This is a genomic window from Flavobacterium sp. CSZ (genome assembly GCF_015350725.1).
Taxonomy (GTDB): Bacteria; Bacteroidota; Bacteroidia; order Flavobacteriales; family Flavobacteriaceae; genus Flavobacterium.
Map to the genome: position 1 here is coordinate 1 of NZ_JADKPQ010000019.1, position 13,099 is coordinate 13,099.

General features: G+C 33.8%; 10 protein-coding genes and 1 tRNA gene. 8 read left to right on the plus strand and 3 right to left on the minus strand.

The window, feature by feature from the left end:
• The first annotated feature begins 5 nt into the window (after nucleotides 1–5).
• A tRNA-Leu gene (locus IRZ78_RS19660) sits at nucleotides 6–91 on the plus strand.
• A gap of 512 nt (nucleotides 92–603) precedes the next feature.
• Nucleotides 604–873 carry a hypothetical protein gene (locus tag IRZ78_RS26255; RefSeq protein ID WP_228520543.1) on the plus strand — a complete coding sequence of 90 codons (270 nt, stop codon included), beginning with the start codon at nucleotides 604–606 and terminating at the stop codon, nucleotides 871–873.
• A 56-nt stretch (nucleotides 874–929) separates the two neighbouring features.
• On the opposite strand, the gene IRZ78_RS19670 is transcribed toward IRZ78_RS26255, so the two are convergent.
• Nucleotides 930–1,574 carry an endonuclease III gene (locus tag IRZ78_RS19670; RefSeq protein ID WP_194618142.1) on the minus strand — a complete coding sequence of 215 codons (645 nt, stop codon included), beginning with the start codon at nucleotides 1,572–1,574 and terminating at the stop codon, nucleotides 930–932.
• 39 nt (nucleotides 1,575–1,613) lie between these two features.
• On the minus strand, nucleotides 1,614–2,480 hold the full coding sequence (locus IRZ78_RS19675; RefSeq protein ID WP_194618143.1) for an alpha/beta hydrolase: 867 nt from the start codon (nucleotides 2,478–2,480) through the stop codon (nucleotides 1,614–1,616).
• Between the two features lie 124 nt (nucleotides 2,481–2,604).
• On the opposite strand from IRZ78_RS19675, the gene IRZ78_RS19680 reads away from it, so the two are divergent.
• The 6 genes from IRZ78_RS19680 (at nucleotide 2,605) to IRZ78_RS19705 (ending at nucleotide 12,278) form a co-directional block, all read left to right on the plus strand.
• Entirely contained in the window at nucleotides 2,605–4,032 is a 1,428-nt protein-coding gene (locus IRZ78_RS19680; RefSeq protein WP_194618144.1) for a glycogen synthase, read from the plus strand.
• Nucleotides 4,022–5,302 (plus strand): glucose-1-phosphate adenylyltransferase, encoded by a 1,281-nt coding sequence (locus tag IRZ78_RS19685; protein ID WP_194618145.1) that lies wholly within the window; start codon nucleotides 4,022–4,024, stop codon nucleotides 5,300–5,302. The genes IRZ78_RS19680 and IRZ78_RS19685 overlap by 11 nt, the downstream gene beginning before the upstream one ends.
• Nucleotides 5,303–5,382: 80 nt before the next feature.
• On the plus strand, nucleotides 5,383–7,287 hold the full coding sequence (glgB, locus tag IRZ78_RS19690) for a 1,4-alpha-glucan branching protein GlgB (protein ID WP_194618146.1): 1,905 nt from the start codon (nucleotides 5,383–5,385) through the stop codon (nucleotides 7,285–7,287).
• 202 nt (nucleotides 7,288–7,489) lie between these two features.
• The gene (locus tag IRZ78_RS19695; protein WP_194618147.1) at nucleotides 7,490–9,889 is read left to right on the plus strand and encodes a glycoside hydrolase family 31 protein; all 2,400 of its coding nucleotides are present in this window, start codon (nucleotides 7,490–7,492) and stop codon (nucleotides 9,887–9,889) included.
• 86 nt (nucleotides 9,890–9,975) lie between these two features.
• Nucleotides 9,976–10,788, plus strand: coding sequence for a M48 family metallopeptidase (locus tag IRZ78_RS19700; protein ID WP_194618148.1), 813 nt, complete (start codon nucleotides 9,976–9,978; stop codon nucleotides 10,786–10,788).
• Between the two features lie 167 nt (nucleotides 10,789–10,955).
• A complete protein-coding gene (locus IRZ78_RS19705) occupies nucleotides 10,956–12,278 on the plus strand; it encodes an MFS transporter (protein ID WP_194618149.1) in 1,323 nt (440 codons plus the stop codon).
• An 86-nt stretch (nucleotides 12,279–12,364) separates the two neighbouring features.
• On the opposite strand, the gene IRZ78_RS19710 is transcribed toward IRZ78_RS19705, so the two are convergent.
• The gene (locus tag IRZ78_RS19710; protein WP_194618150.1) at nucleotides 12,365–13,099 is read right to left on the minus strand and encodes a head GIN domain-containing protein; all 735 of its coding nucleotides are present in this window, start codon (nucleotides 13,097–13,099) and stop codon (nucleotides 12,365–12,367) included.

Genomic DNA, 13,099 nt, shown 5'->3' on the forward strand with positions numbered 1-13,099 from the left:
ATCATGCTCGGATGGTGAAATTGGTAGACACGCTGGACTTAAAATCCAGTGAACAGCAATGTTCGTGCGGGTTCAAGTCCCGCTCTGAGTACTAAAAACTTCAATTGGCTAATGCTAATTGAAGTTTTTTTTTGGGGGTAAAGTGAAAGATTTTTTGTTTAGGTATCTAAAGTGATCAAGGATCAAACGGATCAAACGCAAAGTTTAGGGATTAGGCAAAAAGATGGATAATCTGAATAAGAAGAAATCTACTTTACGCCCACCTGTAAATATCTTATCTAGCGTAAATTGCGTTAGGGAAGGGAGCGATATCCTTTTGCGAGAAATCTGAATTACTCTGGTTAATGACATAAATATCTCTCGCAAAAGATTTAGCGGACAGCCCGGTCCGCCGTGGCGGAAAAGCCCATAAAACTCATATTTGGAAAAAAAATATTTTAATTTTGAAATAAAGGCTTATTTTTAAATCTCAAAATATTTTAATCATGAAAAAGGTAATGCTATTTGTTTTTTTTATTTTCTGTATCGCTTTGTAATGCACAGAAACAAGATGTTCAGAGAGCTATAGAGATTTTTTTTGAAGGATTTCATCAAAAGGATACTGTGAAAATGCAATCTGTTTGTTCTTCTAAAATTATTTTACAATCAATTAGCGAGAGTGCAGTTAAGGGAAATAAATTATTTGATGAAACTGCCCAAGAATTGTATAAATCAATTGCCTCAATTCCGTCAACTATGAAGCTTCATGAAAAAATACCAAGTTACAATATTCAGATTGATGGAACAATGGCTCACGTATGGGCTCCATATGAGTTTTTTGTCAATGATAAATTGAGTCATACGGGCGGGCGTGAATACGTTTACTTTGTTTAAAGAAAAGGATATTTGGAAGATTATTTACTTAGCAGATACCAGAAGAAAATAATTTCTTAGATTACTTCTGTGAGATAATAATGGCAAATATCGGCTAATAAACATTCTTCGCATTTTGGTTTTGGTCTGCAAATTTCTCTTCCTAAAAAAGAAATTGCCATTCCGATCTCTGACCAAATAGATTTTGGTAAGGCTTGCATAAGGTCTTTTTCGACTTTATTACCATCTTTACTTTCTTTTATGATGCCAATTCGCGGGGCTACTCGTATTACGTGTAAATCTGCAATAATGCCTTCTGCAGGTTTGCCTGTTTCTCTTAAAATAACATTGGCTGATTTTCTGCCAATTCCTTTTAATGCTGTTAATCCTTGCATTGTAGTCGGAATGTCTTCGTCATTTTTAATGGTTTGAGCAATTTCTAACAGCCAGCCTGCTTTTGTGGGATAGTTTCGAACTTTATTGATGTAAGGTATAAAAGTTTCAGTATCAGTTTTTGATAAACTTTTAAGTGTTGGAAATTTTTCAAATAAAGCAGGGGCAATTTTATTGATATTAGCATCAGAATCCTGGGCAGATAAAACTACCATAACTAATAATTGGTAGGTGTTTTGATATTCGAGCGGATGTCTTTTTCCTTTATATTTTTTTAAAATGGGTTTTAGTTTAGTTTCCCAATTTGATGTTTCTCCAAATAAATCCATTTTCGTTTTCTTTTAAATTAAAATATAACTATCACAAAATTAACTAGTTTTGATGAAATCTATGATTTTTTTTACAACATTTTGATTTCCTAGTATTTTTCTGTGACCTAAACCTTCGGTAAGAAATAAACTGCCATTTTGTAAATGTTTATGAATATGAATTCCTGCTTTTGCCGGAACTTCAGGATCATCCTTATCATGAATTACCAAAACGGGAATTTGAATTTTTTGTGCTGCTTTGTAAGCTGAAAAATCATCCATCTTTACCTGATACTGCTCTTCAAAATGATCACGTAATCTATTACTAATTTCGGTTTTTAAACCTAATTTAGAAACAAATTCTTCCAGAATATTATGTACAATATCTCCACTACCAATAACAACAGCTTTTTTTACCTGTAAACCATCTTTAATTGCGTTTAAGACTGACATTCCACCTAATGAATGCCCGATTGCAATTTCGAAAGGACCGTATTGTTTTTCTATTTCCAGAATCGAAGCGATAAATTCAGACATTATCGTTCTTTTTCCTTCGGATTTTCCATGTGCCGGTGCATCGAAACTTATGGTTGAATAACCATTTTGCAAAAGTTCGTCGGCTATTTTAAATAGTTGCGTCCCACGACCGGACCAGCCATGAACTAATAATATTTTGCGTTCACTTTTTCCATATTCGTAAGTGGTTATATTTTTATGAATTGCAGGAACAAAAAAAGTGTTCTTAGTGCTTTTTTGATCCATTTCGAGCTCACGTTTTGGAACCTTATGTTTTATTGGTGTTGTAAAAAGCTTTGCTGCAAATGTGGTTACCAATTTAGGCGATATAAAAGCGAGTAATTTGCTGGATAGTATGATAACCTGTGGAATTTTTAAAGATTGAGTAGGATTTGTCGCCTTTTTTGCCATTTCAATAATTTTTTTCGGAAGCCTTAATTTTACTTATTTTTTCCTAAATTTAGGAAACATAAAAGTAGCATTTTAATAGATGCTTATTCAAAAAAATAATTCACAAATAGTTTAAAATTTCTATATGGAAATATTTCATATCAGTGCTGAGTGTTATCCTATGGCAAAAGTTGGTGGTTTGGCTGATGTTGTTGGTGCACTGCCGAAATATCAAACGAATGCCGGTCATGAGGTTCGTGTTGTTGTTCCTTGTTACGATACGAAGTTCAAAAATGAAAATAATTTTGAATGTGTTCATTGGGGAACTGTAAAATTAGGGAGTTTCGATTTTTCATTTAGCGTTTTAAAAGAAACAACAGATAAACTTGGTTACGAATTATATCTCATAGAAATTAAGGAATTATTTGACCGGCTAAATATTTACGGGTATGAGGATGATACAGAACGTTTTTTTTCTTTTCAGATGGCAACTCTTGATTGGATTGCTGCACGTAAAACTGTTCCTGATGTTATTAATTGCCATGATCATCATACAGGATTAATTCCATTTTTGGTGAAGTATGCCTATAAATATGAGAAGTTAAGGACTCTAAAAACAGTAATTACGATTCATAACGGTTTATACCAAGGCTGGTTTGGTTTTGATCAATTGCATTATTTACCTGAGTTTGATTTAATTCATGTTGGATTTTTAGAATGGAATAATTCTCTTAATTCTTTGGCGGTAGGAGTAAAGTGTGCTCATGCCGTTACGACTGTTTCGCCCAGTTATTTGAATGAGATTAATGTTTCTGCGAATGGTCTGGAATCTTTGTTTAACTCAGTTAGGGATAAATCAAAAGGTATTTTGAACGGGATTGATTTTGAAGTTTGGAATCCGGAAAAAGACCAAATGATTGCTGAAAATTATTCGATTGAAACTTTGGAAATAGGTAAGCAAAAAAATAAAGAAAAGTTATGTGAGCAATTTGATCTTGATTCTACGAAACCTTTATTTAGCTTTATTGGTCGTTTATTCGAAGAAAAAGGAGGGGATTTATTGCCTCATGCTTCAGCTTTGGCTTTGTCTGAAAATTTTGAAAATATCAATATCCTGATTTTAGGATCCGGAAATGCACAAATAGAAGAACAATTACTTCAGTTAAGAAATGATTACAATGGTAATTACAATGTATTTATTGGTTATAATGAAGAATTAGCACATTTAATATATGCAGGGTCAGATTATATTTTAATGCCGTCAAGAGTTGAACCTTGCGGATTAAATCAGATGTATTCTTTACGTTATGGAACTGTGCCAATTGTGAGAAGAACAGGCGGACTGCAAGATACTGTGATCGATTTTGGAGACAACGGAAATGGGATTTGTCACGATCAGGCTTCGGTTGGAGATATTTGTTATTCTATAAATCGTGCTGTGAAACTGTACGATGATAGAGTCAATTTTAATAAAATAAGAAAAAAAGGAATGGCTATTGACCATTCATGGGAAAGAGTTTGCCAAGAATATATTGAGATATACAACCTAATAATTGAGAAAAATGAAGTTTAAAAAGAAAAATGTAGTTGCTATTATTTTAGGAGGAGGACAAGGATCACGTTTGTTTCCGTTAACAGAAACCAGATCAAAACCAGCAGTTCCAATTGGTGGAAAATACAGATTAGTCGATATTCCTATTTCAAATTGTATTAATTCGGATATTTTTAAAATATTTGTTTTGACCCAGTTTAACTCAGCATCTCTAAATGCGCATATCAAAAACACTTTCAATTTTAGTATTTTCAGTCAGTCATTTGTAGATATTTTAGCGGCAGAGCAAACTCCTGATAATCCAACCTGGTTTCAGGGAACTGCAGATGCTGTTCGCCAATGTATGTCACATTTTTTAAAACACGATTTTGATCATGCTTTAATTTTGTCCGGTGATCAGTTGTATCAAATGGATTTTAATGAAATGCTGGAAGCTCATATTGCGGCAGACGCAGAAATTTCTATTGCCACTTTACCCGTAAATGCTAAAGATGCTCCTGAATTTGGAATCTTAAAAACATGTCATGAAAGTTATGTAGAGGCTTTTATTGAGAAGCCTGATGCATCACTTTTACCTGAATGGGAATCTGAAGTAAGTGACCACATGAAGGAAAAAGGCAAGAAGTATCTGGCCTCGATGGGAATTTATATTTTTAACCGTCAGTTATTAGAGGATTTAATGGCTGATCCGGAAACGAAAGATTTCGGAAAAGAAATTATCCCTCAAGCTGTTGGTAAACATAAGATTTTGAGTTACCAATATGAAGGGTATTGGACAGATATCGGAAATATTGAATCTTTTTTTGAAGCTAATATTGGCTTAACGGCAGATATTCCTGAGTTTAATTTATTTGATAACGATAATAAAATTTTTACCAGACCAAGATTATTGCCGCCATCAAAATTTAGAAATTCAGTGATCAATCAATCGTTGATTTCTGAAGGTTGTATTATTAACGCCAAAGAAATTAAAAGTTCTGTAATTGGAATTCGTTCCAGAATTGGGGTTGGTACTGTACTTGAGAATTGTTACGTAATGGGGAACGATTTTTATCAGGATCTTGACGAGATGAATCACGAAAGCAGTATCAATAAAATTCACGTAGGGATAGGAGAAAATTGTTTTATAAAGAATGCTCTTGTAGATAAAAACGTTCGTATAGGAAACAATGTTCATATTAACGGAGGTAAACATTTAGACAATTTTACCAATGAATTGTACAGTATAAAAGATGGTATTGTAGTGATTAAAAAAGGAGTTGTACTGTCGGATAATTTTAGAATTGAATAAGGTTTTAAAGAAGATAAAATTCAATACAAAAGTTCCAAATTCCAATAAAAAAATCCGCATTCCAATTATAAAAAACAAATATGAATAAAGTTATCACGTATTCTCTGTTTACTGATTTTGATATTGATTTATTCAAAGCAGGGAAACACTTCAAATTATATGAAAAATTAGGAGCGCATTTAGTTGAAGTTAACGGAGTAAAGGGCGTTTACTTTGCAGTTTGGGCACCAACGGCTCAATCTGTTTCGGTTGTTGGTGATTTTAATTACTGGACACAAGGAGAGCATTTATTACAAGTGCGTTGGGATTCTTCTGGAATTTGGGAAGGTTTTATTCCGGGTATCGAGAAAGGAACGCTTTACAAATATAAAATTCAATCCAATATAAATGGAGTTGTAACTGAAAAAGCAGATCCTTTTTCTTTGTACTGCGAAAAGCCGCCTCACACAGCTTCGGTTGTCTGGGATTTAGATTACAATTGGAAGGATGAAAAATGGATGCAATCCCGTAAGGAAAAGAACGGATTAGACAAACCTTATTCGGTTTACGAAGTTCATTTAGGTTCGTGGAAACGAGGCGAAAATAATCGGTTTTTGACTTATTTAGAACTTGCTGATGATTTGGTCAATTATGTAAAGGAAACAGGTTTTACTCACGTAGAATTTATGCCGATAATGGAATATCCTTATGATCCATCGTGGGGATATCAATTGACAGGGTATTTTGCACCAACTTCCCGTTTTGGAAAACCACAGGATTTTATGGTTCTGGTTGATAAATTGCATCAGGCTGGTATTGGAGTAATTTTAGACTGGGTTCCGTCGCATTTTCCTGATGATGCGCATGGTTTGGGCTTTTTTGATGGTTCGCATTTATACGAACATCCGGATCGCAGAAAAGGCTATCATCCGGATTGGAAAAGTTTGGTTTTTAATTACGGTCGCAATGAAGTCCGCGCTTTTTTAATTAGTAATGCCGTTTTTTGGCTGCAGCATTATCATGCTGATGCTTTACGCGTTGATGCTGTTGCTTCGATGTTGTATCTTGATTATTCAAGAAATGAAGGTGAGTGGGAACCTAATATTTATGGTGGAAGGGAAAATCTGGACACGATTAGTTTTCTTAAAGAGTTTAATGAGGTAATCTATGCTAATTTTGATGGAGTTCAAACTATTGCAGAAGAAAGTACTTCTTTCCCAATGGTATCACGACCAACTTTTTCAGGAGGTCTAGGATTTGGTATGAAGTGGATGATGGGATGGATGCATGATACTTTAAAATACTTTCAGAAAGAAACGGTTTATAGAAAATACCATCAAAATGATTTAACTTTTTCGATGACTTATGCTTTTACAGAAAATTTTATGCTTCCGTTTTCGCACGATGAAGTAGTGTACGGAAAAAAATCTATTGCCAATAAAATGCCTGGTGATGAATGGCAGAAATTTGCCAATTTACGATTGCTATACGGCTATATGTTTACGCATCCCGGAACCAAATTACTTTTTATGGGTTCGGAGTTTGGGCAAAGTGATGAATGGAATTTTGAAAAAAGCCTCGATTGGCATTTACTACTATACGATTATCATTCTGGTATTAAAAAAGTGATTACAGATTTGAATAATTTATATAAATCGCATCCGGCTTTATATGAAAAGCAATTTACAGGAGAAGGTTTTGAATGGATTAATTATTCTGATCATCAAAATGCGGTGTTATCTTATATTAGAAAGGGAAATAATCCTGATGAAAATCTAATTGTGGTTTGTAATTTCACGCAAGTGGTTCGGGAGAAGTACAGAATCGGAATTCCGAAAAAAGGTAAATTAGAAGCCGTTTTTAATAGCGACGATGTTACTTATGGAGGAAGCGGAGTAACTAATTCCAGTGTTTTAAAAATTGAACCTTTAGCATATGATGGCAGAGAGTTTTCTGTAGAATTACTTTTACCTCCTTTAAGTGTAACAGTATATTCTTTTGTATAAAAAAGAGCAATTATTTTTATCAATATTAATTTATCAATTTAACGTTTTAAAATTATTGAATTACTTGTTTTCGCAGCTATAATTTAGCACTCATTCAGAAAAAACGTTTTCGTGAATAAACCTTATATTGATAGCCGTTTATATGCTTTTTTTGTATGTTTGAAAGAGCCATTTAGCATTTTATAATTAACTCACTAGCATTATGATTACAAATACATCATTAGAATATAAAGGCGATTTATATCCATCAAAAATCGTTTCGTTTGAACATGAAGGTGATTCGATTTTTTTTAATACCGATAATAAAGTAATCTTAAAAGTCACTATTCTTAGAGATAGTTTAATTCGGTTTCGCTTTACAACAAAAGGCTATTTTAGTAATGATTTCTCTTATGCAATTGATAAAACCCAGCTGCACGGTTATAATTTTTTAGAACTTACAGAAGAGGAGACTTATTTCCAGATTAGAACCAGTAAGGTAAAATGTAAAATTCAGAAAGCAGATCTTCGTTTATCTATTTATGATTTAAACGATCTTTTGATTCTTGAAGATGAACTTGGTTTTCACTGGGAAGAAAGTTATGAATACGGTGGCAATATCGTGAAAATGAGTAAATCATCGAAAGATGGAGAATGTTTTTACGGACTAGGGGACAAAGCGACTCAAATGAATTTAAAAGGCAAAAGATTAGAAAATTTTGCTACCGATCAATATGCTTACCAGAAAGATCAGGAACCATTATATAAAGTAGTTCCGTTTTACATAGGTTTGCACAACAAACAATCTTACGGTATTTTTTTCGATAATACTTTTAGAACTTTCTTTGATTTTTGTCAGGAAAGAAGAAACGTTTCGAGCTTTTGGGCAGAAGGCGGTGAAATGAATTATTACTTCATTTATGGCCCGCAAATGCAGGATGTGGTAACAACATATACTGATTTAACAGGTAAGCCGGAATTACCGCCACTTTGGGTTTTAGGATATCATCAATGTAAATGGAGTTATTATCCTGAGAGTAAAGTAAAAGAAATCACATCAAAATTCAGAGAACTCAAAATTCCTTGCGATGCTATTTATCTGGACATTGATTATATGGAAGGATTTCGATGTTTTACCTGGAATAAAAATTACTTTCCAGATCCAAAGCGTATGGTTGCAGAACTGGCAGAAGATGGTTTTAAAACAATTGTAATTATTGATCCAGGAATTAAAATAGATAAGGATTACTGGGTTTATCAGGAAGCTTTAGAAAAAGATTATTTCTGTAAAAGAGCCGATGGACCTTATATGAAAGGGAAAGTCTGGCCAGGAGAATGTAATTTTCCAGATTACACAAATCCCGTAGTTAGAGAATGGTGGGCCGGATTATTTAAAGAATTAATTTCAGATATAGGTGTAAAAGGTGTTTGGAATGATATGAATGAACCCGCTGTTATGGAGGTTCCTAATAAAACATTCCCAATGGATGTTCGTCATGTTTATGACGGAAACCCTTGCAGCCATAGAAAAGCGCATAATATTTACGGCACACAAATGGCCAGAGCGACTTATCATGGTGTAAAACGATTTACATATCCTAAACGTCCGTTTGTAATTACGAGATCTGCTTACTCAGGAGCGCAACGTTATACATCATCCTGGACAGGAGATAATGTAGCCACCTGGGAGCATTTATGGATTGCCAATATTCAGGTACAAAGAATGAGTATTTCCGGAATGGGCTTTACAGGTTCAGACATTGGTGGTTTTGCAGAACAGCCAACAGGTGAATTATACGCCCGTTGGATACAATTAGGTGTATTTCATCCGTTTTGCAGAACGCATTCATCTGGAGATCACGGCAATCAGGAGCCTTGGGCTTTTGATGAAGAAGTGATTAACATTACCCGCAAATTTGTGAGTTTACGTTATCAATTATTGCCTTATTTGTACACGATGTTTTGGCAGTATATTGAGGAGGGAATTCCGATGTTAAAACCATTAGTATATTACGATCAGGAAGATACCCAAACACACTACAGAAACGATGAATTCATTTTTGGAAATCAAATATTGGTATGTCCAATACTTGAACCTAATGCTGTAGGTAGGCGTATGTATATTCCAAGAGGTGAGTGGTATAACTATTGGACAAATGAATTTGCAACAGGCGGCAGAGAAGTTTGGGTAGATACCAAATTTGATGAAATTCCACTTTTTGTAAAAGCAGGTGCGGTAATTCCAAAATATCCGGTTCAGCAATATGTGGGAGAACTTGAATTTGATGAATTAACACTTGATTTGTACTTTAAAAACGGCAAGGAAAAATCTGTAGTTTATGAAGATGCTCAGGACGGTTACGATTATAAAAAAGGACGGTACAGTTTTTTATCTTTTAGCACCATTGGCAAAGAGAAAGAATTAATTGTTCAGCTTCATAAAGAAGGAAAGTATGATACCCCTTATTCAAACTATAAAATTAACTTAATTGGACTCCCTTTTAAAGTAACAGAAATTGAAATTGATAATGAAATAATAGCTTTTGATAAAATTGCTTTTGAAGAAAATCACTTCTTAATTGTTGATAAAGAGTTCAGTGAACTTCATATTAGTGGTGAATAAGTAAATTCTGATAAATTTTTTATGTAATTATATAAAATAAAAAATAATTATAGTTGTATTTTTGTGTGTGTTAAAAATTAAATATCATGAAAAAACATTTATTATCAGGGATTTTTGCAGCTGTTTTAGTTGTGGGATGTGCAACCAATCCTGTTACAGGCAAGAAAAATTTAAACTTCGTTTCGAACAGTGAATTATTTCCCTCTTCATTTCAGCAGTATAGCCAGTTTATATCTGAAAACAAGGTAATAACTGGAACAGCAGATGCTAAATTAGTAGAGGCTGTTGGACTTAAAATTAAAAAAGCAGCAGAAAAATATTTAACTTATTTAGGACAAGCTCAATATTTAACTGACTACCGTTGGGAATATAAACTGGTAGACAATAAAGAAGTGAATGCCTGGTGTATGCCCGGAGGTAAAATTGTAGTTTACTCGGGAATCTTGCCGGTAACACAAAATGAATCTGGTCTTGCTACCGTTATGGGACATGAAGTTTCTCACGCATTGGCGAATCACGGTGCACAAAGAATGAGTGCGGCACAATTACAGCAAATTGGTGGAGCAGCTTTAGGAGCAGCAACAAGCGGAAAATCGGAATCGACTCAGCAAATTTTTGCTCAGGCTTACGGGCTTGGTTCTGAAGTAGGAGTAATGCTTCCGTTTAGCAGAAGTAATGAAACCGAAGCAGATAAAATAGGACTGACACTTATGGCCATTGCTGGTTATAATCCGGATGATGCAATTGCATTCTGGTCAAGAATGTCAGCAAAATCCGGAGCATCTGGAACTCCGGAATTTATGAGTACTCACCCTGCTGATGCTACCAGGATTGCGAACTTGAAGTCATTGATTCCTGAAGCAAAAGCCACAGCATTAAAAGTTGGCGTTATAAGATAACAAACAAGTTACATTAGATAATTCAAAAGCTATTCTTTTCAGGGTAGCTTTTTTTTATGTAGAAGAATTTAAATTGTTTATAATTTATTAATACACGATTTATCAAATTTCTATTTGATTATGATAAAAAAAAGATAAATTCGTAGCTTGTTAACAAAACCATTTCTATGAAAGATTTACAAAAAGGAGATAAAAAATTATTAAACGCATGGGCTTTTTATGATTGGGCAAATTCTGTTTATACGCTTACAATCGCATCGGCAGTATTTCCAAATTTTTATGAAGCTTTATTTGCAGACCGTGATCATTATATAGATGTTTTTGGGTTGCATTTGAAAAATACCGCTTTAATAAGTTTTATTACGGCTATGGCATTTTTAGTAGTTTCATTTATATCGCCGTTGTTATCTGGAATTGCTGATTATGTAGGCAATAAAAAATCATTCCTTAAATTTTTCTGCTATACTGGTGCTTTATCTTGTATGGGTTTGTATTGGTTCAGTTTAGATAATATTTATGTAGGTTTGGCATTTTACTTTTTTGGACTTATAGGGTTTTGGGGTAGCTTGGTTTTTTATAACTCATATCTGCCGGATATTGCCTTTGAGGAACAACAAGATAGTATTAGCGCTAAAGGTTATTCGCTAGGATATTTTGGAAGCGTTATCTTATTGCTTATTAACCTGGCAATGATCATGAAGCCTGATTGGTTTGGAATTGTTGGAACAGCGAATCAAAAAGCTTCAGAAATAGCAATGCGATATTCATTTATAATGGTCGGTGTCTGGTGGATTTTATTCAGTCAATATACCTACTATTACTTACCAAAAGGAAGAAAAAGTAGTAGTGAAAAACTAACAAAATCTGTGTTATTTAATGGATTTAAGGAATTGAAGAAAGTTTGGGCATTATTGCAGCAAAATATTCCTTTAAAACGTTACTTAGGTGGTTTTTTTGTTTCTAGTATGGCGGTACAAACTGTTGTGTTGGTCGCTACTTACTTTGGCGCTCAGGAAATTAAATGGGAATCAAAAGAACAAGGAACTTTTGGATTAATTATTTGTATTCTACTGATACAAATAGTTGGAATTATCGGAGCATTTATAACATCAAGAGCATCAAAGAAATACGGTAATATCCCAACCTTGATTGTAATTAACTTTATTTGGGTAGTATTTTGTGTAATTGTCTACTTTATTTATTTGCCTGTGCATTTTTATATTGCGGCCACTATTGCCGGATTTGTAATGGGAGGAATTCAGGCATTGTCACGCTCTACATATTCAAAATTACTACCAGAAACAAAAGATACGGCTTCATTCTTTAGTTTTTATGATGTAGCAGAAAAAATAGGAATTGTAATAGGAATGTGTGTTTACGGTATTATTGACCAGATTACAGGAAGTCCTCGTCCAGCTATTGCAGTTTTAGGAGTTTTCTTTATTACAGCAATTTTTCTATTGAGAAGAGTACCAAAAAAGGCACTTTAAATTAATAAAGTGCCTTTCGGGGATTTAATTTATCTTAATGAGACAAATTGATTTGATTGATGATCGTAATTATTATGTCTTAGTATTTATGCTTTTGATATACTTCCAGAACCAGAAACTTTTACATCTCGTTTTTCTGGATTTCCGCTGTATTTGATATCACCAGAACCTGCAATTCTTGCGGTTAAACTTTCTACACAATTAACACGGCTGTTGCCAGATCCTGAAACGTTTACATCAACATTTTTCGCTTTTAAATTTGAAGCTTCAATATTTCCTGATCCTGCAAGTTTGCTAGTTAAGCTATCTGAGTTTCCTTTTAGACGTATATTTCCCGAACCACTTAAATTTAATTCTAAATCACTTGAGTTTACGTCTAGATCAAAGTTTCCTGAACCTGCAAGTTTTGCTACAAACTTATCAGTTTTGATTGCATTTTTAGACTGAACATTACCTGAACCTGACAAACTTACTTCTGATATTTTTTCGAAAGGAACAGTAACTTCAATTTTTTTACCAATGCTTGGTCGGATATTACTGCCTTTTTCAACATAGATTTTTAAAACATTACCTTCGACTTCAACTTTTATAGCCGAAACTAGATTTTCCTCTCCTTTAATGATGATTTTGCCTTCTTTTCCTGCTACCAGATCGACATCAAATGAGCCTGCAACTTTTATAGCATCATAATCTGATGTGGTTCTGGTATCCGAAATTACCTTACCGTTTCCTTTAATTTTATTATTTGATGACCACTGTGCATTTCCAACAGAGCTTATTAATAATGCGCTAAATACGAATAGTTCAAAAGTTTTTTTCAT

What these genes read in the sequence shown, in the direction of transcription:
- IRZ78_RS19670 (WP_194618142.1), bottom strand. Translation starts at nt 1,574, where the DNA reads ATGGATTTATTTGGAGAAACATCAAATTGGGAAACTAAACTAAAACCC.
- glgB (WP_194618146.1), top strand. Translation starts at nt 5,383, where the DNA reads ATGAATAAAGTTATCACGTATTCTCTGTTTACTGATTTTGATATTGAT.
- IRZ78_RS19705 (WP_194618149.1), top strand. Translation starts at nt 10,956, where the DNA reads ATGAAAGATTTACAAAAAGGAGATAAAAAATTATTAAACGCATGGGCT.
- IRZ78_RS19700 (WP_194618148.1), top strand. Translation starts at nt 9,976, where the DNA reads ATGAAAAAACATTTATTATCAGGGATTTTTGCAGCTGTTTTAGTTGTG.
- IRZ78_RS19680 (WP_194618144.1), top strand. Translation starts at nt 2,605, where the DNA reads ATGGAAATATTTCATATCAGTGCTGAGTGTTATCCTATGGCAAAAGTT.
- IRZ78_RS19685 (WP_194618145.1), top strand. Translation starts at nt 4,022, where the DNA reads ATGAAGTTTAAAAAGAAAAATGTAGTTGCTATTATTTTAGGAGGAGGA.
- IRZ78_RS19675 (WP_194618143.1), bottom strand. Translation starts at nt 2,480, where the DNA reads ATGGCAAAAAAGGCGACAAATCCTACTCAATCTTTAAAAATTCCACAG.
- IRZ78_RS19710 (WP_194618150.1), bottom strand. Translation starts at nt 13,099, where the DNA reads ATGAAAAAAACTTTTGAACTATTCGTATTTAGCGCATTATTAATAAGC.
- IRZ78_RS19695 (WP_194618147.1), top strand. Translation starts at nt 7,490, where the DNA reads ATGATTACAAATACATCATTAGAATATAAAGGCGATTTATATCCATCA.